This window comes from Brevundimonas subvibrioides ATCC 15264 (assembly GCF_000144605.1).
In the GTDB taxonomy this organism is placed as follows: Bacteria; Pseudomonadota; Alphaproteobacteria; order Caulobacterales; family Caulobacteraceae; genus Brevundimonas; species Brevundimonas subvibrioides.
Window position 1 is genome coordinate 2,620,964 of sequence record NC_014375.1, and the last position, 20,518, is coordinate 2,641,481.

General features: G+C 67.9%; 20 protein-coding genes. 3 read left to right on the top strand and 17 right to left on the bottom strand.

Going from position 1 to position 20,518, the window contains the following annotated elements; translation table 11 throughout:
- Positions 1-83: 83 nt before the first annotated feature.
- On the top strand, positions 84-1,481 hold the full coding sequence (gene trmFO / locus BRESU_RS13015; RefSeq protein ID WP_013270022.1) for a methylenetetrahydrofolate--tRNA-(uracil(54)-C(5))-methyltransferase (FADH(2)-oxidizing) TrmFO: 1,398 nt from the start codon (positions 84-86) through the stop codon (positions 1,479-1,481).
- A gap of 121 nt (positions 1,482-1,602) precedes the next feature.
- On the opposite strand, the gene BRESU_RS13020 is transcribed toward trmFO, so the two are convergent.
- From BRESU_RS13020 to serS, 11 genes are all read right to left on the bottom strand, one after another.
- Positions 1,603-2,232 carry a squalene/phytoene synthase family protein gene (locus BRESU_RS13020; protein ID WP_013270023.1) on the bottom strand — a complete coding sequence of 210 codons (630 nt, stop codon included), beginning with the start codon at positions 2,230-2,232 and terminating at the stop codon, positions 1,603-1,605.
- Positions 2,229-2,858 (bottom strand): DUF998 domain-containing protein, encoded by a 630-nt coding sequence (locus BRESU_RS13025; protein WP_013270024.1) that lies wholly within the window; start codon positions 2,856-2,858, stop codon positions 2,229-2,231. Before BRESU_RS13025 ends, BRESU_RS13020 begins: the two co-directional genes overlap by 4 nt.
- Before the next feature lie 6 nt (positions 2,859-2,864).
- Positions 2,865-3,482: a membrane protein gene (locus BRESU_RS13030; RefSeq protein WP_013270025.1), complete on the bottom strand. Its 618-nt coding sequence runs from the start codon at positions 3,480-3,482 to the stop codon at positions 2,865-2,867.
- Between the two features lie 42 nt (positions 3,483-3,524).
- Complete coding sequence (secF, locus tag BRESU_RS13035) at positions 3,525-4,508, bottom strand: protein translocase subunit SecF (RefSeq protein ID WP_013270026.1); 984 nt, start codon at positions 4,506-4,508, stop codon at positions 3,525-3,527.
- Positions 4,505-6,109, bottom strand: coding sequence for a protein translocase subunit SecD (gene secD / locus BRESU_RS13040; RefSeq protein ID WP_013270027.1), 1,605 nt, complete (start codon positions 6,107-6,109; stop codon positions 4,505-4,507). Before secD ends, secF begins: the two co-directional genes overlap by 4 nt.
- Positions 6,110-6,139: 30 nt before the next feature.
- A complete protein-coding gene (gene yajC, locus BRESU_RS13045; protein WP_013270028.1) occupies positions 6,140-6,442 on the bottom strand; it encodes a preprotein translocase subunit YajC in 303 nt (100 codons plus the stop codon).
- 120 nt (positions 6,443-6,562) lie between these two features.
- Complete coding sequence (locus tag BRESU_RS17710; RefSeq protein ID WP_013270029.1) at positions 6,563-7,663, bottom strand: peptidoglycan DD-metalloendopeptidase family protein; 1,101 nt, start codon at positions 7,661-7,663, stop codon at positions 6,563-6,565.
- An 86-nt stretch (positions 7,664-7,749) separates the two neighbouring features.
- Positions 7,750-8,505, bottom strand: coding sequence for an OmpA family protein (locus BRESU_RS16960; protein WP_156796165.1), 756 nt, complete (start codon positions 8,503-8,505; stop codon positions 7,750-7,752).
- Complete coding sequence (locus BRESU_RS13060; protein WP_013270031.1) at positions 8,502-9,146, bottom strand: protein-L-isoaspartate(D-aspartate) O-methyltransferase; 645 nt, start codon at positions 9,144-9,146, stop codon at positions 8,502-8,504. The genes BRESU_RS16960 and BRESU_RS13060 overlap by 4 nt, the downstream gene beginning before the upstream one ends.
- Entirely contained in the window at positions 9,143-9,931 is a 789-nt protein-coding gene (gene surE, locus BRESU_RS13065) for a 5'/3'-nucleotidase SurE (protein WP_013270032.1), read from the bottom strand. Before surE ends, BRESU_RS13060 begins: the two co-directional genes overlap by 4 nt.
- The gene (serS, locus tag BRESU_RS13070; RefSeq protein WP_013270033.1) at positions 9,931-11,346 is read right to left on the bottom strand and encodes a serine--tRNA ligase; all 1,416 of its coding nucleotides are present in this window, start codon (positions 11,344-11,346) and stop codon (positions 9,931-9,933) included. Before serS ends, surE begins: the two co-directional genes overlap by 1 nt.
- A 178-nt stretch (positions 11,347-11,524) precedes the next feature.
- On the opposite strand from serS, the gene BRESU_RS13075 reads away from it, so the two are divergent.
- Complete coding sequence (locus tag BRESU_RS13075; protein ID WP_013270034.1) at positions 11,525-13,462, top strand: M61 family metallopeptidase; 1,938 nt, start codon at positions 11,525-11,527, stop codon at positions 13,460-13,462.
- Positions 13,463-13,486: 24 nt separating this feature from the next.
- On the opposite strand, the gene BRESU_RS13080 is transcribed toward BRESU_RS13075, so the two are convergent.
- Both BRESU_RS13080 and gyrA read right to left on the bottom strand, forming a co-directional pair.
- The gene (locus BRESU_RS13080) at positions 13,487-14,281 is read right to left on the bottom strand and encodes an aminotransferase class IV (RefSeq protein ID WP_013270035.1); all 795 of its coding nucleotides are present in this window, start codon (positions 14,279-14,281) and stop codon (positions 13,487-13,489) included.
- An 8-nt stretch (positions 14,282-14,289) separates the two neighbouring features.
- The gene (gene gyrA / locus BRESU_RS13085) at positions 14,290-17,091 is read right to left on the bottom strand and encodes a DNA gyrase subunit A (RefSeq protein WP_013270036.1); all 2,802 of its coding nucleotides are present in this window, start codon (positions 17,089-17,091) and stop codon (positions 14,290-14,292) included.
- A 122-nt stretch (positions 17,092-17,213) separates the two neighbouring features.
- Between gyrA and BRESU_RS13090 the strand changes: the two genes are divergently transcribed.
- Positions 17,214-17,783, top strand: a complete 570-nt coding sequence (locus tag BRESU_RS13090) for a superoxide dismutase family protein (RefSeq protein WP_013270037.1) — start codon at positions 17,214-17,216, stop codon at positions 17,781-17,783.
- A gap of 8 nt (positions 17,784-17,791) precedes the next feature.
- On the opposite strand, the gene BRESU_RS13095 is transcribed toward BRESU_RS13090, so the two are convergent.
- The 4 genes from BRESU_RS13095 to BRESU_RS13110 form a co-directional block, all read right to left on the bottom strand.
- Entirely contained in the window at positions 17,792-18,700 is a 909-nt protein-coding gene (locus BRESU_RS13095) for a DMT family transporter (RefSeq protein ID WP_013270038.1), read from the bottom strand.
- 62 nt (positions 18,701-18,762) lie between these two features.
- On the bottom strand, positions 18,763-19,251 hold the full coding sequence (ssb, locus tag BRESU_RS13100) for a single-stranded DNA-binding protein (RefSeq protein ID WP_013270039.1): 489 nt from the start codon (positions 19,249-19,251) through the stop codon (positions 18,763-18,765).
- A gap of 78 nt (positions 19,252-19,329) precedes the next feature.
- Entirely contained in the window at positions 19,330-19,761 is a 432-nt protein-coding gene (locus BRESU_RS13105; RefSeq protein ID WP_013270040.1) for a hypothetical protein, read from the bottom strand.
- The gene (locus tag BRESU_RS13110) at positions 19,761-20,462 is read right to left on the bottom strand and encodes a hypothetical protein (protein ID WP_013270041.1); all 702 of its coding nucleotides are present in this window, start codon (positions 20,460-20,462) and stop codon (positions 19,761-19,763) included. The genes BRESU_RS13105 and BRESU_RS13110 overlap by 1 nt, the downstream gene beginning before the upstream one ends.
- Positions 20,463-20,518 lie beyond the last annotated feature (56 nt).

A 20,518-nucleotide genomic window follows, 5' to 3' on the forward strand; every position in this document is an offset into this window, starting at 1 on the left:
TCAGCGGCCCCCATGATAGCCCGCGACGACGACGCCCGACAGACGCCTGCTGACGAACTGGCCGGGCGTGGCTAAGAAGCCGCATGACCACGCCCTCCCCCACCCTGTCCCCCATCCACGTCATCGGCGGCGGCCTCGCCGGCTCCGAGGCCGCCTGGCAGATCGCCCAGGCGGGCGTGCCGGTCGTGATCCACGAGATGCGCGGCGTGCCGGGGGTGAAGACCGACGCCCACCACACCGACGGGCTGGCGGAACTGGTTTGCTCGAACTCCTTCCGCTCCGACGACTGGGAGCACAATGCCGTGGGCCTGCTCCACGCCGAGATGCGCGCCTTGGGCTCGATCATCATGGCCAGCGGCGATGTGAACCAGGTGCCGGCGGGCGGAGCCCTGGCCGTGGACCGCGAGGCCTTTTCCCGCACCGTGACGGACCGCCTGCACGCCCACCCCCTCGTCACGGTCGTGCGCGAGGAGATCGCGGGCCTGCCGCCCGAGGAATGGGACAGCGTGATCGTCGCCAGCGGCCCCCTGACCTCTCCCGCCCTGGCCGAGGCGATCCTGTCGCTGAGCGGCGAGGAGGCGCTGAGTTTCTTCGACGCCATCGCCCCCATCGTCCACGCCGACAGCATCGACTTCGACATCGCCTGGCGTCAGTCTCGCTACGACAAGGAAGGCCCCGGCGGGGACGCCGCCGCCTACGTCAACTGCCCGATGGACAAGGCCCAGTACGAGGCCTTCATCGACGCCCTGCTGGACGGGCCAAAGGCCGAGTTCAAGGAATGGGAGAATGTCCCCTATTTCGACGGCTGCCTGCCGATCGAGGTCATGGCCGAACGGGGGCGCGAGACCCTGCGCCACGGACCCATGAAGCCGGTCGGCCTGACCAACCCGCGCGACCCGCTGGTCAAGTCCTACGCCATCGTCCAGCTGCGTCAGGACAATGCGCTGGGGACACTGTTCAACATGGTCGGCTTCCAGACCAAGCTGAAGCACGGGGCCCAGGCCGAGGTGTTCCGGATGATCCCCGGCCTGCAGAACGCCCAGTTCGCCAGGCTCGGCGGCCTGCATCGCAACACCTATCTGAACAGCCCGCAGTTGCTGGACCGCCAGCTGCGGATGAAGGCCATGCCGCGCCTGCGCTTCGCCGGTCAGGTCACGGGCGTGGAGGGCTATGTTGAGAGCGCCGCTACCGGGCTGCTGGCGGGGCGGCTCGCCGCCGCCGAACGGCTGGGCAAGCCGCTGGATGCGCCCGCCGCCCATACCGCGATCGGCGCGCTGGTCGAGCACATCACCGGAGGGCACCTGACGGGGTCGAAGTTCCAGCCGATGAACATCAACTATGGCCTTCTGCCACCCCTCGACGCCCCCAAGATCGACGAGGCGGGGGTCAAGATTCCGCTGAAGGAACGTGGCCGGGCCAAGAAGCGGTTGATGAGCCTGCGGGCGCTCCGCGAGCTCGAGGCGTGGCGGGGCGCCGCCTGACGGGAACCCGACCCGGCGATGCGCATTTTTATCGCCATGTTGATGACCTTTGCCGTGATTGCCGCTGCCACCGCCCTGTCCCTGGCCTGGGGCGGCGTCCTGTATCTAAATCAGCAGCGCGTCAGACGCGCCCCGTCAGGATCGACCACAAAAGCCTGATCCGCCGCGCGGCGTCCGACCGGGGTCGGGCGGACAAGCAGGCGTGGGCCACGGCCGGAAACCCGGCCGCCGGAAGGGCGCGAAGCGCCTGGTTGGCAAGAGGTCTGAGCGGCGTGGCCTCAGTCGCGCGGCCGACCTGCTGCAGACCCCACAATCGTCCTGCCTCCACGACCGTCCCGGCATGACCGGCCCCTGCCAGCAGATGCACCGCGGCCTGCATCGGACCGACATAGAAGGCCTCCAGGTCGTGCGGGTCGCCATGGACCCGGCCGATATGCGCCTTGATCAGGGCGTAGAACGGCGCGCGATCCAGTCCGTGCCGGCCGACCAGATCTGTCATGGCTTCCAGCACAGGATGGCCCTTGCGCGCGCTCCCGGCCCAGACCCCGTCCAGCTGCTCGCGCCACCAGGCATATCGCATCTCGGCCAGAAGGGGCTGGGTCACCCGCGTGGGAATGGCCATCAGTTCGGCCTCGAACGCATACAGCGCGATCAGGTCGGCACGGGCCTGCGGGTCGCTCACGAACCGGCTGGACAGCCAGCGATCTGGATCGGCGGCCCGGACCTGGGCATCGAGTCCGGCTTCGCTCATCCGGACGCGGCCGGGTTGGATACCCCGCTCCTTCGCAGCGCCCAGCCGAACGCGATCAGGAATACGGCCATGGCGCTTTCGAGAAGGCGCTGGAACAGACCGCCCAGTTCCACGTCGGCGACGATCCCGCCAAACCCGAGCAGGGCCACGGCCGCACAGCCGAGGCCAAGCGGCGCCAGCCACGGAGCCGCGCCGGAACGGGCCGACAGACCTGCCAGGGCGAGCCCGACCACGCCCGTGAGATAGCCGGTGCCCCCGATCAGGTCGTGCATCAGGGCGTCCAGGGTGGGCTCGGACCGGGCGCACTCGAAGGCGCACGGATAGAGCCCTGCTCCGGCAAGGCTGAGCCCGTACCAACCGAGCAGCAGACAGGCGACGACGGCCAGGAGATTTCGGCGCAGAATCCAGCCGGCCAACCCGCAGAAGGCCGTGATCAACAGGCCACTGGGCACGAACCCGAGCCAGCTGACCGCAGGCCCGGTGACAGCCCCCGTGGCTCCGAGCTCGCTGATGTACTGACGCAGGTGGTCGTAACCGGGATAGAGCGCCCCGCCGATGACGATCGCCGCCAGCTGGATGCCCTCGCCCAGCAACAGAAGGACGAAGGCGAGGCGCGGCGCCGTCATGGCCGATCAGCCAAACAGGGTCTGGTACATCGCCATGGAGGTCAGCATCGGCAGGCTGAGCAGCAGGTTGGTGCGGCTGGCCAGCATGGCGACCCGGGCGGCCTTGGCCTTCTTGTCGTCGTCGACGACGACGATGCCCAGCGCCCGCTTCTGGTTCGGCCAGATGATGCCCCAGACGTTCAGAAACATCACGATGGCCAGCCAGACGCCCACGCCCATCAGCGCATAGCCCTGATCACCCTCGACCAGACCACCCGCGAAACCGAAGCTCATGACCTCGGCCGAATAGGCGTGACCCTTCAAGCCCATGACGGCCAGGCCGGCGATCACGGTGAACAGGGCCGCCCAGCGAAACCAGAACAGGGCCTCGGGCGCGATGTATTTCGAGATGGCCGGCTTCAGCTCGCCCGGGATCGACGGCATGACCCGGATCTGGACGAAGTTGAAGTAGTAGAGAAGCCCGATCCACAGGATGCCGAACCCGACGTGGGCCCAGCGCGCCACGGCCTGTCCGAACGTCAGCGCATCGACGCCCGACACGCGCGCGAAGGCAAAGATCATGATCGCCGCCAGCGCCAGGCTGAGGATCAGCGTGGTGCGAAAGTTCGAAAGCAGATTGGCCATGGTGGTCGTTCCCCCTGAGTCGTCAGCGGCAAGCTAGGGCGATCAGGGCCGGCTCGCCATCCCCAGCTTGACGGGTTTGGCATCCTCGGCGAGTTCGCCGCGCTTGACGCCCCACAGCAGGATAATCGGCGCGCCGACATAGATCGAAGAATAGGTGCCGATGATGATCCCGAACATCAGGGCGATCGAGAAGCCGAACAGGGCCTCGCCGCCGAAGAAGGCCAGGGCCGCCAGCACCATGACCGCCGTCACGCCGGTGATGATCGTCCGCGACAGGGTCTCGTTCAGCGACAGGTCGATGACCTCGCGCAGGGGCATCGTCTTGTACTTGCGCAGGTTCTCGCGAAGACGGTCGAAGACCACGACGGTGTCGTTCATCGAATAGCCGATGACGGTCAGGATGGCGGCCACCATGTTCAGGCTGAACTCCAGCTTGAACAGGACGATCAGGCCGAAGGTCAGGATGACGTCGTGCAGCAGGCCGGCGACGGCCCCGAAGCCGAACTGCGGTTCGAACCGGAACCAGATATAGGCGAACATCAGAAGGATCGCGACGCCCAGGGCCAGCAGGCCCGAGGTGAACAGCTCGCCGGAGACCTTGGAACCGACCACCTCCACGCCCGAATAGCTGACCTGGCCCACGGCCTGGTTGATGGCGCTCTGGACGCTGTTGACCACCGCGGTCTGGTCGCGACCCTCGGGGACCTGGAAGCGCACGATGGCGGTCGAACCGTCCTCGACGTTGGTATCGCGACGCGCGATGCCCTGCACGCCGACGTCACCGATCTCCAGCCCGGACACGGCCTCGCGGATGGCCTCGGCGTTGATGGACTGTCCGGCGGGCTTGTAGACCTCCATCGAGGCCCCGCCCCGGAAGTCGATGCCCATGTTCAGCCCCGGATAGAAGCAGCCGATGATGGAGGCCGTGCACAGCACGACCGACAGCACGGCGGCCAGCCGGGCGTATTTGACGAAGTGGAAGTTGGTCTTCTGCGGAAGGACCTTGATCAGGGGCCACCAGGTCATCGCACGCTCTCCGCGATCGGCAGGGTCTTCGATTTGGTGGTCTTCAGCCAGTAGGCCAGCAGGACCTGCGCCACGAGGACCGACGAGAAGACGGACGTGAACACCCCGATGGACAGGGTCCAGGCGAAGCCGCGCACCGGTCCGGCCCCGAAGATGAACATGATCGCCGCCGCCACTAGGGTCGTCAGGTTGGCGTCGATGATGGTGCCCATAGCCTTGTTGAAGCCGGCGTCCAGACTGGCGATCACTGATCGACCGGCCCGCGCCTCGTCCCGGATCCGCTCATAGATCAGCACGTTGGCGTCCACGGCCACGGCGAACGTCAGGACCAGACCGGCGATCCCGGGCAGGGTCAGCGTCGCCTGTGTCAGGGACATGGCCGCGATGATGAGCAGCCCGTTCAGCACCAGACCGATGACCGAGATGCCTCCGAACAGGAAGCCGTAGGCCAGGATCATGAAGGCGACGATGATGATGAAGCCGATGATCGTCGAGATCTTGCCGTTCTGGACGGCGTCGGCCCCCAGTTCGGCGGTCACGGTCCGGCGTTCCTCGACCTTCAGCGGAGCCGGCAGAGCCCCGCCATTCAGCAGATTTACCAGTTCCGACGCCTGGGCGATCGTGAATGTGCCCTCGATGATGCCCGAGCCGCCGAGGATCGCGCCGTTGATCGTCGGGGCCGAGATGACCTTGCCGTCCAGAATGATGGCGAAGGGCTTGCCGATGTTGGCCGCGGTCGCCTCGCCGAAGCGTCGTGCGCCCTGACCGTCGAAGCGGAAGCCGATGGCGGGCCGTCCGCTCTGGTCGGCGCTGACCTCGGCCTTGGTCAGGTTTTCACCCGACACCAGAATCCGCTTCTTCACCAGATAGGGCGTCTGTCCGTCGTCGCCGACGAGAAGCTGGGCATCCGGGGGCACCCGACCGGCGAGCGCGTCCTGGATCGAATTCTCCGTGTCCACCATCTGGAAGGTCAGCTGGGCCGTCTGGCCGATGACGCGTTCCAGCGCGGCGGGATCGCTCTCGCCGGGGGCCTGGACGACGATCCGCTCGGCACCCTGACGGGTGATCGAAGGTTCGCGGGTGCCGAGGCTGTCGATCCGGCGGCGCACGACCTCGATGGACTGGTCCACGGCCGTGGCCCCCATCGTGTCGAGCGTCTGCTGGGTAAAGGCCAGGCGCACGCGGCCATCGGACAGGCGCGTCGCCGCCCGTTCGGCGGCGCCGTTGGCACCCGGTGCGCCGATCAGCTTGCGCAGTTCCTGATAGGCTGCCTCGGCCTGCGACGGATCGGCCAGGGTGACCACCGCCCCGCCCGACTCGCGGGTGATCTGATTGGTGGCGATGCCGGCCTCGCGAAGCCCGACGCGGATGTCCTCGATCAGGTTGTCGATCCGCTTGGTGCGCATCGCGTCCACGTCGACTTCCAGCAGCAGATACGACCCGCCCTGCAGGTCCAGCCCCAGGTTCAGCGTGTTCTTGGGCATGAAACCCGGAAGTGCCGCGCGCTGGGACGGGCTCAGCACATTGGGCAGGGCCAGCAGCAGGCCGAACACCAGCGCAGCGATCAGAACGATGACTTTCCAGCGGGACAGCTGAATCATGGACGCGACTTCCGGTTCAGCGGTCGGGGATCAGGACTTGGAAATGGCCTTGGTGTCGTTCGCGGCGATCGCGGTGCGATTGCGCACCTCGGCGATCATGCCCTTGACCACGCGCACGTTGACGGAGGGCGCGATCTCGACGTTGACCTCGGCATCCTCGACCCGCGTGACCTTGCCGATCAGACCCGACGACAGGACGATGGTGTCGCCGCGCTTGACCGCCGCGATCAGGGCCGCGTGTTCCTTGGCGCGCTTCTGCTGCGGACGGATCAGCAGGAAGTAGAACAGCACGAAGATCGCGACGAAGGGCAGAAACTGCACGATGAGGCCCATGGGGCCTGCGTCAGCGGTAGGTGTCATAGGTCAATCCCCACGCGGGCAGGCCACACGTCGGGGCGCCCTTTGAAAACAAGGCGCGATACCTAGGGCCGAGCCTTCAACAATGCAACGCCGCTACCTCGGCAACACCGTCAGCGGATCGATCGCCACCGGCTCGTCGCCCTGCATCCGCCGGGTCTCGTAGTGGATCGAGGGTCGGCCGTCGCCGGCGGTCAGGCCCACGGTGCCGATCTGCTGGCCCGCGCGAACGTCCGCCCCGTCGTCCACGGTCGCCGAGCCCAGATGGCCGTAGACCGTGCGCCAGCCGTCGCGGTGCACGATAAGGACCGTCAGCCCCTGCCCCACCAGGTCGTCGCCGACATAGGCCACGCGTCCGTCCGCCGACGCGACCACCGAGGCCCCCGCGGAGGCACCGATATTGATGCCGTTGTTGCGTTCTCCCATCCCCACCGGGCCGAACCGGCGCACGATCTCGCCGCGCACGGGCCACTGCAGGGCGACCGACGAGCTGATCGGAGCCGTCCCGACCTGTCCGCTGCTGGCCGGCTGGCGTGACGGCGGCGGGGCCGCGGGGTTGCCGGAAGGCGGGGGAGGCGGCGGCGGGGCCATCCCGTTTTCGGGGACCATGACGCCGCGCGGGGCCGGGCCCGTGGCATAGGGATCGGGGCCGGTGTCGACCGCGCTGTCGGGAAGGATGATGTCCTGTCCGACCGTGATCGCGCCGCGCGGGCCGAGGCCGTTCAGGTCGATCAGGGTCTGGACCGGCGTCTGGAAGCGTCGACCGACGCCCGAGATCGTGTCACCGCTCCGGATCGTATAGGCGGCCCCGGCGCTGGTGGAGACCGGCCCGCCGGGCGGCTGATAGGCAGGCGGCGGCACATAGGCCGGCTCGGCCGCAGGCGGGGTATAGGCCGGCGGCTGGTAGGCCGGGGGCGGCGAATAGGTTCCGCCGTTCAGGTTTCCGGTCGTCGCGCCGGACGACGGCGGCGGCAGGGCCCCGCCCTCGATGCTCTCGTAGGGCACGGTCGAAGGCGGCGGCGCTTCATAGGGTGGCGGTTCGATCGCCGGCGACTGCGGCTGGTTCGCCACGCCCGACCCGTATCCGGTCATCGGCCGCGTCGAATAGCGCGGCTCGGTCGGATAGCTGGCGCACGCCGTCGTCGCCAGCGCCCCGCCCACAAGCAGCACCGCCGTCAGCCAGTTCGAAAGCCGCATAGAACCCCTCCCAGGAAGCATCACACCGTGCCCCGCACCGCTGCCTCTACCAACCCGGCAAACAGCACGAAAGTTGGGCGGGAAGGTTAACGGGGCGAGGCGGCAGGCCGGCTTCTGACATCCACCACAACCCTTCGGTTCAACGGTTCCCCTGTGCCATCTGGCGTTGGGCGGGCGAGCCGGGTCTCTCCAAAGGCCTCGACCACGATGTCGTCCCAGCGGACGCCCTGGCGGATCAGTTCGCTGGCGACGTTGTCGGCGCGGCGTCGGCTGACGGCCATGCTGGCGGCCGCGCTGCCGGCCGTGTCCGCGTAACCCTGCACGCGATAGACGGTTTGCCCGGGCTGGTAGTCGGCCACGATGAAGCGCATGCGGCGCGCCCCGTCCGACGCGACCTCGGTGCCGCCTTCAGGGAAGAAGAGCGGCCAGAAATGCCAGAGCGCATAATAGGGCGGGTCGTCCTGACCGACGTCCAGGGGCACACAGTGCGCGGAAGGGGATGGGATCGGCTCGATCTTCACGCGACCCACGCCCACCCCGACCCGGACAAGCTCGAGCAGGACCTGGTCGACGCGCTCACGATCCAGCGCCGATCCGTCGTCGGCGACGCTGCCCCCGAGCACGGCGTGCGGCCATCTCCCCGGGCCCGTCTGCATCTCCAGACCCACCTCGCGCACGGCGGCATAGGCGTCTGCGGTCAGCTGGGCCGTCCCGGGCTCGAAGCACACCGACCGCGTCTGCGCCGCGGCGGGCCAGCCGATAACGATGACAGAAAGTCCGAACGCCAGGGCAGGAAAAACACGCATAGGACGCATCATGCCTGCCCGCGCGGGGGCGGTCACCCCTCCTTCGCCGTTCCCTCGACCAGAGGCACGAACCGCACCTCGCACAGGCTCTCGCGCCGGAACGAGCCGTCGTCCTGGCCGGTGTAGCGATGCAGCATCTGCACCGAGGTCCGCCCGACCGGGCACACCAGCACACCGCCGGGCTTCAGCTGTTTCAGCAGCTCGGTCGGCTCGGTCGGCGAGGCGGCCGTGACCATGATCCGGTCGAACGGCGCCTGTTCGGGCCAGCCCAGGCCGCCGTCGGAATGTTTGGTGATGACGTTGTCGATGCCCAGGGTCCGCAGCTTGCCCTCGGCCTCGACCATAAGGCTGCGATAGCGTTCGACGGAATAGACATAGCGCGCCAGCCGGCTCAGGACCGCGCACTGGTAGCCGCTGCCGGTGCCGATCTCGAGCACGCGGTGGCGCGCCTGGACGTCCAGCGCCTGGGTCATCAGGCCGACGATATAGGGCTGGCTGATCGTCTGGGCGCAGTCGATCGGCAGGGCCTGATCCTCCCACGCCTGATCCAGGAATTTCTCGTGCACGAACACGGCGCGGTCGATGGATTCCATCGCCCCCAGCACGCGGGGGTCGGTCACCCCCTGCTGGCGCAGCGACAGGATCAGCCGCCCGGCCCGGTCGTCCTTCAGGTTCATTCCGCCAGCGCCTTGGGCGGGGCCCCGCCCAGCACGCCCTTCAGGTCATGCACGCTGGGCCTGTGCGTCAGGTCGATGTGCAGGGGCGTGACGCTGATCTTCCCGTCGTCCATGGCGCGCAGGTCGGTGCCCGGCGTGTGGTCCTGTTTCGTGCCGCGAAAGCTCATCCAGTAGTAGTCGCGGCCGCGCAGGTCGGTGCGTTTCACCGCATGCATCTCACCGGCCTGACGGAAGCCCTGCACCGTCACCTCGACCTCGGTCACGTCCTCGGGCGCGCGGGCCGGGAAGTTCAGGTTCATGACCACGCCGGGCTCCCAGGTCTGGGCCAGCAGGCGGCTGATGATGGCGGGGGCGAAGGTCTCGGAGGTTTCCCAATGGGCGGTCACCTCGTCGTGGAACCGCTCCAGCGACTGGCTCAGGGCGATCGAGCGTATGCCGAAGGCCATGCCCTGCAGCGCGCCGGCGACCGTGCCGGAATAGGAACAGTCCTCGCCGACGTTGTGCCCCCGGTTGACCCCCGACAGCACCAGATCGGGCCGCTCCGGCATCAGGTCGTTGACGGCCAGGACGACGCAGTCGGTCGGCGTCCCCGTGACCGAGAACCGCTTGTCGCCGAACCGGTTGACCCGCAGGGGCTCGGTCAGGGTGATCCCCCGCCCCTTGCCGGACTGTTCCTCATGCGGGGCCACGATCCAGACGTCGTCGCTCAGCGTCCGCGCGATCCGCTCGAGACACGCCAGCCCCTCGGCCTCGATCCCGTCGTCGTTGGTGAGGAGGATTCTCATCAGGCTCCGCCGACGTGGGTCAGGCCGCCCATGTACGGCACCAGCGCCTCGGGCGCCGCGATCCGCCCGCCCTCGTCCTGATAGTTCTCCATGATCGCCACCAGCGTCCGCCCGACCGCGAGGCCCGAGCCGTTCAGCGTGTGCACGAACTCCGGCTTGCCGCCGCCGGCGCGCTTGAACCGCGCATCCATGCGCCGCGCCTGGAAGTCCCCGCAGTTGGAGACCGAGCTGATCTCCCGATAGGCCCCCTGGCTGGGCAGCCAGACCTCCAGGTCGAAGGTCTTCCGGGCCGAGAAGCCCATGTCGCCCTTGCACAGCAGCATCCGGCGATAGGGCAGCCCCAGCCGCTGCAGCACGGTCTCGGCACAGGTCGTCATCCGCTCGTGCTCGTCGTCGCTGGCCTCGGGCGTGGTGATGGAGACGAGCTCGACCTTGTGGAACTGGTGCTGGCGGATCAGCCCGCGCGTATCCCGCCCCGCCGACCCCGCCTCGGCCCGGAAGCAGGGCGTCAGGGCGGTAAGGCGCAAGGGAAGTTCATCCTCCGCCGTGATCTGCTCGCGCACGAGGTTGGTCAGGGAGACTTCGGCGGTGGGGATGAGCCAGCGGCGGCCCTCGAAGTAAGTCATCCGCTTGCCCATCTCTTGGAACTCCGCATCGGATAGCGTCTCGAAGCCGTCGAGGTGCACGCCTGCGGCAAAAGCGGCTTTAAGCGTTCGCTCGATCTCGGCCCGCTGTTCCAATGGCATCTGGAAAAGATCTTCCCAGAACTTCGGCAGTTGCCCTGTACCGAACATCGCGTCGTCCTTGACCAGGTACGGCGGATTGACCTCCAGATAGCCGTGCTCGGTTGTCTGCAGGTCCAGCATGAACTGGCCGATGGCGCGTTCCAGCCGCGCCAGTCCGCCCTTCAACACGGCGAACCGCGCCCCCGACATCCGCGCCGCCGCCTCGAAGTCCAGCAGGCCCAGCGCCTCACCCAGATCGGCATGGTCCTTGGCCGGACCCGTCCGCCGGGGTTCGCCCCAGACGGACACCTCGACATTGCCAGCCTCGTCCTCGCCGTCCGGCACGTCGTCGGCCGCGAGGTTCTTCTGCGCCGCCAGCAGGTCGCGCAGGGCCGTGCCCTTGTCCGCCTCGACGGCCTCAGCCGCTGCGATCTCGGCCTTCAGCCCCTCGACCTCGGCCTTCAGCCGGTCGGCCTCGGCCATGTCCTTCTTGCCCATCGCCGCCCCGATCAGCTTGGACGTGGCATTGCGCCGGGCCAGCGCGTCCTGCCCCGCCGTCTGGGCGGCGCGCAGCGCGGTATCCAGGCTCAGGATCTCGGCGACCAGCGCCTTTGCATCCTCGACGCCTCGCGCCGACCAGCCCGCCACGAAGGTGTCCGGGGTCTCTCGAATGGCGCGGATGTCATGCATGGCGGGCGGTCTTCATGGGGCGGGCGGGATGAGCCGCTGTCCTAGCGGGCGTCGCGAGTCCTCGCAAACATCCAGAGAGCCCTTCTCCCCTTGCGGGAGAAGGAAAACAGCGCCGCTTGACGCCCCACCCGCTGCGGCGCGATGTGCGCCCCTGTTCATCCCCCGGATATCCCTGCCCATGAAGCGTCTCGCCCTCTCCGCGTGCCTCGCGACCCTGCTGCTCGCTTCGACCTCGGCTCTGGCGCAGGTCGACGGCTATGCCGGTCACCCGCAGACGCCCCAGCCGATCCCCGCCGTAGTCGATCAGGCCTGGTCAGGCGTGGTGCGGCTGGAGGTCGACGCCACGGACCTGAACCGTCGCATCTATCAGGTGCGCGAGACGATTCCGGTCGAGCGTGCCGGGCCGATGACCCTGTTCTTCCCGCAATGGCTGCCCGGCAATCACGGACCGGTCGGGCCGATCGTCCAGCTGGGCGGCCTGATCATCACCGCCAATGGCCAGCGGGTAGAATGGATACGCGATACGCTGAGCCCCTGGGCCTATCACATCGAGGTTCCGGCGGGCGCGACCGAGATCGTCGCCACCTTCCAGCACCTGTCGCCGACGACGGGAAGCCAGGGTCGCATCACCATGACGGCCGAGATGCTGAACGTGCAGTGGGAGAAGATGCTGCTGTATCCGGCCGGGCGCTTCCACCGGAACATCACCACCCAGGCCAGCATCACCCTGCCCACCGGATGGCAGTTCGGCACGGCGCTGGAGCCCGAGACGACGGCCGGCAACACCACCACCTTCAAGCCGGTGACGCTGGACGTCCTGGTCGACAGCCCGATGTTCGCGGGTGAGCACTATCGCCAGATCGACCTGGATCCAGGCGGCCGCTCGCCCGTCCGCCTGAACATCGTCGCCGACGAGGCCTCGAACATCGCCCCCACCGATGAGCAGATCGGCATCCTGCGGAACCTGGTGGACCAGGCCGACTATCTGTTCGGAGCCCGGCACTACGACCACTACGATTTCCTGATGGCCATGACCGACCGCCTGGGCGGGATCGGGCTGGAGCATCACCGGTCGTCCGAGAACAGCGTCGACCCGGAGTTCTTCACCAGCTGGGAGTCGAAGCTGGGCGACCGCGACCTGCTGGCCCACGAATACACCCACTCCTGGGACGGCAAGTACCGGCGCCCGGCCGGTCAGGACGTCGCCAACTTCAACATCCCGATGCAGAACACCCTGCTGTGGGTCTATGAGGGCCAGACCCAGTTCTGGGGCAAGGTGCTGGCCGCACGGTCCGGCCTGCACAACCGCCAGCAGGCGCTGGACGCCTTGGCCATGGACGCCGCAACCTATGACAACACCGTCGGCCGCGAATGGCGGGCGATGCAGGACACCGTCAACGATCCGATCATCCAGCAGCGCGCGCCCATCGGCTGGCGCGCCTGGCAGCGCAGTGAGGACTACTATGTCGAGGGCCAGCTGATCTGGCTGGATGCCGATACCCTGATCCGCGAGAAGACCAACGGCCGCCGCTCGCTGGACGACTTCGCCAAGGCCTTCTTCGGCATGAACGACGGCGACTACAGCGCCAACCCCTATACGTTCGAAGAGGTGGTCGCGACGCTGAACGGGGTGGTCGAGCACGACTGGGCCACCTTCCTGCGCACCCGTCTGGACGGTCACGGCCCGGGCGCGCCGCTGGACGGCCTGACGCGCGGCGGCTACCGGCTGGTCTATACCGACACGCCCAGCGACTATCAGAAGACGCTGTACGGCGAATACGGCCGCAACGACTTCACCTATTCGCTCGGCTTCCAGACCAGCGCGACGAACCAGATCGGCAGCGTGATGTGGAACGGCCCGGCCTTCCAGCTGGGCCTGGCCCCCGGCATGCAGATCATCGCCGTCAACGGCGAGGAGGCCTCGGCCTCGCGTCTGTCGAACGCCGTGACCGCGGCCAAAGGCACGGACGAGAAGATCGAGCTGATCGTCAAGGACGGCACCCGTTTCCGTACCGTGACCTTCGACTATCACGACGGCCTGAAGTATCCGCATCTGGAGCGGATCGAGGGCACGCCGGATCGTCTGGGCGACCTGTTCACGGCCCGCCGGCGCTAGACCGACGCAGGACCGGTCGGGCCGTCAGATCGGCTCGACCGGGTTCGCCGCCCAGGCGGCCCGGATGCGCGCAATCAGGTCCGGGCGCGGGTCAAGGGCCGTCTTGCCGATGGCTATCACCGGACAGGCCGGGGTCGCGCTGTTGCAGATGAAGGCGGCGTCGAAGGCTGAAAGCTCCGCGACGGGCACGGGCGCGGCGCGCTGATCCAGACCGACCGCGGACAGGCCTTGCGCGATCAGGGCCTGGGCCACGCCCGCCAGCATCGGGGCCTGCGGCCAGACGACGGTGTCGCCCGTGACGAAGCCGATGTTCCAGCTGCTGCCTTCGGAGATCACGCCGTCCGGGTCCGCGAACAGGGCGTCGTCGAACCCTTCCGTGCGGGCGGATCGACGGGCCCGGATCAGGCCCATACTGGCCGTGTGCTTGATGTGCGGCTCTTCGCGTCCATAGGTCTGGACCTGCAGGCGCAGACTGTCGGCCAGCGGAGGGGGTGGCGGCGACACGGACGTCATGACCTTCGGCGCACCGACCCCTGACGGCATCCGGGGCCAGATGTCCGGCGAGAACAGGCTGATCCGGACCCAGGCCTCGCGCCGGTCGCCCAGCGCGGTCCGCAGCAGGTCACGCAGGTGCCCCTGCCCCACCGCCGCGCCGAACAGCTCGACCGAAGACGCCTCCAGCCGCGCCAGATGCAGGGCCAGCCCCCGCACGCCGCCGTCCTCCACCCGAAACGAGGTGTAGGCCCCGTAGTTGACCAGGGCGAGGTAGTGGAGGTCGGCCTCGGTGGGCGCGAGCCCGTCGATCAGGATATCGCTCACCGATCCCCCTAGTCTTCCCCGTCACCCTCGACCTCGGGTTCATCCCCGCCGCCCGTTTCCGCCAGCCGCTCGACCGACACGACCCGTTCGCCCTCGGCGGTGCGGAAGATGGTGACGCCCTGCGACGACCGGCCGACGATGCGGACCTGGCCCACGCGCGTGCGGATCATCTGGCCGCTGGATGTGACCAGCAGCAGGTCGTCGCTCTCCTCGACCGGGAAGGCGGCGGCGAGACGCTTGCCCGCGCGACCGCCCAGACCGTGGGCCGTCAGCCCCTGCCCGCCCCGACCGGTGCGGCGGTATTCGTAGGCGGAGGACCGCTTGCCGAAGCCCGTTTCGGTCACCGTCAGGATGAACTGCTCCGCCGCGCCGAGCGCCGCGATGCGTTCGGGCGAGATGGGGGCGTCGCCGCCCTCCTCCGCGCCTTCGTCATCCGCCTCGACCCCCGTCGTTTCATCATCGCTCTCCCCCGTCGCCTTGCGCATGGCGTTGGCGTGTTTGACGTAGGCCGCCCGCTCGTCCGGCGTCGCATCGACCCGACCGAGCACGGCCATGGAGATGACCGCGTCGTCGCCCTGCAGCCGCACGCCGCGCACCCCGGTCGAATCCCGGCCCTTGAACACGCGGACGTCGTCGGCCTTGAAGCGGATCGCCCGGCCGCCCGCCGTGGTCAGCAGGACGTCGTCCTCGGCGGTGCACAGGGCCACGCCGACCATGTGATCGCCGTCCTCCAGCTTCATCGCGATCTTGCCGGCCCGGTTGACGGTGGCGAAATCGCTCAGCTTGTTCCGGCGCACGTCGCCGGAGCGGGTGGCGAACATGATGTCGTAGTCACCCCAGGTCGTCTCGTCCTCGGGCAGCGGCAGGACGTTCATGATGCTGTCGCCCGGCTCGATGGGCAGCAGGTTGACGAAGGCCTTGCCCCGCGACGTCGGCGCGCCCAGCGGCAGGCGCCAGACCTTGAGCTTGTAGGCCTTGCCGTTGGTGGCGAAGAACAGCACCGGCGTGTGGGTCGAGGCCGAGAAGACGCCGGTGATGGCGTCCTCGTCCTTCATCGTCATGCCGGACTTGCCCTTGCCGCCGCGATGCTGGGTCCGATAGGCGTTCAGGGCGACGCGCTTGACGTAGCCGCCGTGGGTCACGGTCACGACCATGTCCTCGCGCGGGATCAGGTCCTCGTCTTCCAGCTCGAAGTCGCCCTCCCCGATCAGGGTCCGGCGCGGCACGGCGAACTGGTTGCGGACGTCCAGCAGGTCCTCGCGGATGATCGCCAGGATGTTCTTGCGGTCCGACAGGATGGTCAGGTGGCCCTGGATCGTGTCGGCCAGGCCCCTCGCCTCGCCGAAGATGTCGTCGCGACCGAGGCCGGTCAGGCGGCTCAGCGTCAGGCCCAGGATGGCGCGGGCCTGTTCGTCGGTCAGCTTCAGGCTGTTGCCGTCGATCAGCACCGAGCGCGGATCGGCGATCAGCTCGACCAGGGCGATCATGTCGCCGACCGGCCAGGCCTTGGCCTGCAACCGCTCGCGCGCCTCGGCCGGGTCGGCCGACGAGCGGATGATGTGGATGACCTCGTCGATATTGGCGACGGCGACGGCCAGACCGACCAGGACGTGGCCGCGGTCTCGGGCCTTGGCCAGTTCGAACTTGACCCGGCGGACCACGACCTCTTCGCGGAAGTCGAGGAAGACCTCCAGAAGCTTGCGCAGGCCCATCTGCTCGGGACGGCCATGGTTCAGAGCCAGCATGTTGACGCCGAACGACGACTGCATGGCGGTGTAGCGCCACAGCTGGTTCAGGATCACATCGCCCGAGGCGTCGCGCTTCAGTTCGATGACGATCCGCATGCCCGCGCGGTCGGATTCGTCGCGGACGTCGGAGATGCCCTCCAGACGCTTCTCGCGGACCATCTCGGCGATGCGCTCGATCAGGGTCTGTTTGTTGACCTGGAACGGCAGTTCGGTGACGACGATGGCCTCGCGGTCCTTGCGGATCGTCTCCACCGAGGCGACGCCTCGCACGACGACGGAGCCGCGTCCGTCGCGCAGCGCATTGCGGGGCGCGGTGCGGCCCAGGATCTCGCCGCCGGTCGGGAAATCGGGACCCGGCACGATATCCAGCAGCGCGTCATCGGAGACCTCGGGATCGTCCAGCAAGGCGATACAGGCATCGACGATCTCGCCGAGGTTATGCGGCGGGATATTGGTCGCCATGCCGACGGCGATGCCGCCGGCACCATTGACAAGCAGGTTCGGGATCCGCGCCGGCAGGACGACGGGCTCCAGCTCCTTCTCGTCGTAGTTCGGCTGGAAATCGACGGTGTCCTTGTCGATGTCGGTCAGCAAGGCGCTGGCGGCCGGGGCCATCCGGGCCTCGGTATAACGCATCGAGGCGGGCATATCGCCGTCGACGGAGCCGAAGTTGCCCTGGCCGTCGATCAGCATCAGCCCCATCGAGAACGGCTGCGCCATCCGTACCAGGGCCATATAGACCGAGGCATCGCCGTGGGGGTGGAACCGGCCCAGCACGTCACCGACCACGCGGGCACACTTCGAGTACGAGCGCTCCGGCGTCATGTTCAGGTCGTGCATCGAATACAGGATGCGACGGTGCACGGGCTTCAGCCCGTCGCGCGCGTCCGGCAGCGCCCGGCTGACGATCACGCTCATCGCATAGTCGAGGTAGGAGCGTTTCAGCTCGTCCTCGATCGAGATCACGGCGATGTCGCCGCCGGAAGAAGGCGGCAGGGGAGCGCCCGCGCCGCGGCCCTCTTCGGGGTTCGGCGCGTCGTCGAAGTTGCTGTCGTCAGTCAAGGATTTGTGGCTTTAGTTGGCCGGAATCGGAACGTGATTCACTGCGACGTTTTCTAGCACCCGTGGGCCCGCGAGGCAAAGTTTCGCGCCGCCCCGTACCGCTCGACCAAAAGGACGAAACCATGCGCGCCGCCACCCTCGCCGCCCTGCTCCTGATCGCACCCTTGGGTGCCTGTGTCAGCGTCACTGCCAACGACTACGGTGACCACACGGGGGCCCGTGCGACGCCCGGCGACTTCGGTGAAGCCACGCTGATGAACACCTCGGGCGCGCGCGTCGGACGCGCTGTCGTGACCCAGGGCGCGACCGGCCTTCTGATCCGCATCGAGGCGACGGGCCTGACGCCCGGCTGGCACGGTGTTCACATCCATTCGGTCGGCCAGTGCGCTGCGCCGTTCACCTCGGCGGGCGCGCATGTGAACCACGGCATGCCCGCCAAGCCGCACGGTCTGCTGAACGCAGACGGTCCCGACGACGGCGACCTGCCCAACATCTTCGCCGCCGCCGATGGTTCCGTCTCGGCCGAGCTGTTCACCAGCCGCGCCCGGATCGCAGACGAGGGCCCCGGCGAATGGCTGTGGGATGCCGACGGATCGGCCATCGTGATCCACGCCAACATCGACGATCACACCTCACAGCCGATCGGCGGCGCGGGCGACCGCGTGATCTGCGGGGTTATGGCGGCCGGCTGACCCGAACGTCAGGCCTTGGCGGCACCCGCGCGCAAGCCGCGTTCCGCCAGGGCCACGACCGCCACGCCCCCCATGGTCAGGGCCGCTCCGGTCAGGATCTGCGGCGTTAAAACATCGCCCAGAAATCCCCAGCCGATGGCGATCGAGACAACCGGGGTCGCGAGGAAATAGGGCGTCACCCGTCCGGCCTCGCGCTTCTGGACCAGCCAGAACACCATGCTGGTCGCGAACACCGACGACACGATCCCCGCCCACAGCAGGCACACCCAGATCAGCGGCGTCGCGGCGCGGATGGCTTCGACCTGTCCCTGCTCGGTGAAGGCCGACCCCATGGCCAGCGTCGGCAGGGCGAACATGGCCAGCAGTCCCTGCATCTTGAGCGGCGGGATCGAGGTGGTGCGCCGCGCGATGACCGTGGTGATGGCCCAGCAGGCGCTCGCGACGCCGACGATCAGGATGGCGGGCCAGTCATGCAGCGCATGGGGGTCCGCCGTCATCCAGACGATACCGGCGAAGGCCACGACCAGCCCCGCCAGGGCCGCCATCGACAGGCGCTCCCCGAGCAGCACGAAGGCGAACACCGCCGTAAACGGAATCCAGAGCTGCGACGCCACCGAGACCGGACTGACATCCTCGGCCAGCGAAAAGCCGAGGTACAACAGACCGTAGTGGAGCGGACCACCGATCACCACGATCAGCAGCAGGCTCTTCCAGTTCGGAAACGGCGGCCGGACGAAGGGAATCAGGCACACCGACGCGATGGCGAACCGCAACGCTCCGGTGAGGAGGGGTGGCAGGACGTCGGTCGCGACCTTGGCCGCCGCGTTGTTCGCCCCCCAGATCACCACGATGGCGACGATCGCGCCGATCTCCATCAGGGTCAGCGGGCTGTGAGGCTTGTCGGGAGTTACGGGCACGGGCGGCTCATTGCACGATCTGTCGTGCGATGCGCCTCACAGTCGGTGACAGGCCGTTTCGATCAGAACGGGATGTCGTCGTTCAGGTCGTAGCTTTCGCGCGGACCGGACGGCTTGTTGGCCCCGCCGGTCGAGAAGCCCGAGGAATAGTCGTCGTCGTTGGAACGCCCGCCGCCGCCCTGCGACGCGCCGCCGCCGTCACGGCCGCCCAGCATGGTCAGTTCACCCTTGAACTTGCCCACGACGATCTCCGTCGAATACTTTTCGACGCCGTCCTTGTCGGTCCACTTGCGGGTCTGCAGCGCGCCTTCGATGTAGACCGTCGAACCTTTTTTCACATAGTTTTCAACGACCTTGACGATGTTGTCGTTGAAGATCACCACCCGGTGCCACTCGGTCTTTTCCTTGCGCTCGCCCGAGGACTTGTCGCGCCAGGTCTCGGACGTGGCGATCGACAGATTGGCGATCCGGTCGCCGTTCGGCATCGACCGGATTTCGGGATCGCGGCCCAGATTGCCGACCAGGATGACCTTGTTGACGCTTCCCGCCATGAGTTTCGTTCTCTTTCTGAAATCTCGACCGCTCGGGTCCTGCCCGCGCCGATCGTTAACACGTGTTCCGGTTTCGTTCTAGCCCGCCGGCGGGGTCGGCGGTGCCGCTTCCTCGATGATGCTGAGCCCATTGGCCTCGCGCTCGATGGCCTGGGGCACGGCCAGTCGGCCGTCACCCGTACGCGCCAGCGCAAAGAAGCGGATCCCGTCGAGCGACTTGCCGTAAGACACGCCGCGTCCGTCGACGAAGATGAAGCGGCCCTGATAGGAGCCGATCATCTCGCGGGTATTGCCTCCCATGCCCAGGAACCGGGCCCGCACCTCTTCCAGACGCGCGGCGCAGTATTCGATCGCCGGCTGGTCGCGCGCTACGACGTTGAACTGCGGTGCCTCGCCCTCCGGCGTGCCCAGGGCATAGCAGACGCCCTTGTCGTAGGGAGGCGTAAGCTTTTCGGCGCATCCAGCCGCAGCGAGGGCAGACAGCAGTAGAACGGGAACGATCGCGCGCATCAGTTCAGGCTCGGGAACTGGCAGTTCCGGTCCTGGTCGGCCAGGATACGGAACCGGCTGTTGTCGGTGGACTGCTCGACCCGGCGCGGCACGAGACGAAGGGTCAGGCCGCCGTGCTGCCCGTACTGTGCGTCACCCGGGCGGACACAGGTCCCGGCGTAAAGCGCCTGGACGCACTGACCCAGGCTCATGTCGGTCGAGATCTGGCGCCATTCCGAACCGGTGTAACGCAGGCAGGGCGCACCGGACGCGCGCTGCACCTGGGGTTCCCGTTGCGGCTGGCTGCCGGGCTTCTCAGGCAGGGGTGCGCCGGGATTGCCGAAATCGTCGTTCAGGTCTGCCACCGGGGACGTCGGCAGTTCAGGCGGCGGGGCGAAGGACGCCGTCGGCGCGGCCGACAGGTTGCCGCTTGCGTCCAGGCCGACATCGAGGCCGTCGGTCGCCAGTCCGTTGCGCTGGGCACAGTCGGCCAGCGTTGCCATGCCGACGAACTGACCGTCGACGAAACAGCGCAGCTCGCGCGTCGGCTCCAGAGAAGGCGCGTCAGCCAGATCGACCTGCAGACCGGCGGGCCGGTCGACGGGCGGGGCCTCGGTCTGATCCCGTTTGCCACCGAACATCAGGGCCAGCACGATCGCCGCCAGGATCGCCACAGCAGCGCCGATGGCCAGGATCACCCGATTGTCGTTGGGAAGCTGCATTGTGCGGGGCACTCGGGGGCGGCGAAAGCGTAAGGGCTCAATAACCCCGCGCGCCC

What these genes read in the sequence shown, in the direction of transcription:
- trmFO (WP_013270022.1), top strand. Translation starts at nt 84, where the DNA reads ATGACCACGCCCTCCCCCACCCTGTCCCCCATCCACGTCATCGGCGGC.
- BRESU_RS13020 (WP_013270023.1), bottom strand. Translation starts at nt 2,232, where the DNA reads ATGAGCGAAGCCGGACTCGATGCCCAGGTCCGGGCCGCCGATCCAGAT.
- BRESU_RS13025 (WP_013270024.1), bottom strand. Translation starts at nt 2,858, where the DNA reads ATGACGGCGCCGCGCCTCGCCTTCGTCCTTCTGTTGCTGGGCGAGGGC.
- BRESU_RS13030 (WP_013270025.1), bottom strand. Translation starts at nt 3,482, where the DNA reads ATGGCCAATCTGCTTTCGAACTTTCGCACCACGCTGATCCTCAGCCTG.
- secF (WP_013270026.1), bottom strand. Translation starts at nt 4,508, where the DNA reads ATGACCTGGTGGCCCCTGATCAAGGTCCTTCCGCAGAAGACCAACTTC.
- secD (WP_013270027.1), bottom strand. Translation starts at nt 6,109, where the DNA reads ATGATTCAGCTGTCCCGCTGGAAAGTCATCGTTCTGATCGCTGCGCTG.
- yajC (WP_013270028.1), bottom strand. Translation starts at nt 6,442, where the DNA reads ATGGGCCTCATCGTGCAGTTTCTGCCCTTCGTCGCGATCTTCGTGCTG.
- BRESU_RS17710 (WP_013270029.1), bottom strand. Translation starts at nt 7,663, where the DNA reads ATGCGGCTTTCGAACTGGCTGACGGCGGTGCTGCTTGTGGGCGGGGCG.
- BRESU_RS13060 (WP_013270031.1), bottom strand. Translation starts at nt 9,146, where the DNA reads ATGAACCTGAAGGACGACCGGGCCGGGCGGCTGATCCTGTCGCTGCGC.
- surE (WP_013270032.1), bottom strand. Translation starts at nt 9,931, where the DNA reads ATGAGAATCCTCCTCACCAACGACGACGGGATCGAGGCCGAGGGGCTG.
- serS (WP_013270033.1), bottom strand. Translation starts at nt 11,346, where the DNA reads ATGCATGACATCCGCGCCATTCGAGAGACCCCGGACACCTTCGTGGCG.
- BRESU_RS13075 (WP_013270034.1), top strand. Translation starts at nt 11,525, where the DNA reads ATGAAGCGTCTCGCCCTCTCCGCGTGCCTCGCGACCCTGCTGCTCGCT.
- BRESU_RS13090 (WP_013270037.1), top strand. Translation starts at nt 17,214, where the DNA reads ATGCGCGCCGCCACCCTCGCCGCCCTGCTCCTGATCGCACCCTTGGGT.
- ssb (WP_013270039.1), bottom strand. Translation starts at nt 19,251, where the DNA reads ATGGCGGGAAGCGTCAACAAGGTCATCCTGGTCGGCAATCTGGGCCGC.
- BRESU_RS13105 (WP_013270040.1), bottom strand. Translation starts at nt 19,761, where the DNA reads ATGCGCGCGATCGTTCCCGTTCTACTGCTGTCTGCCCTCGCTGCGGCT.
- BRESU_RS13110 (WP_013270041.1), bottom strand. Translation starts at nt 20,462, where the DNA reads ATGCAGCTTCCCAACGACAATCGGGTGATCCTGGCCATCGGCGCTGCT.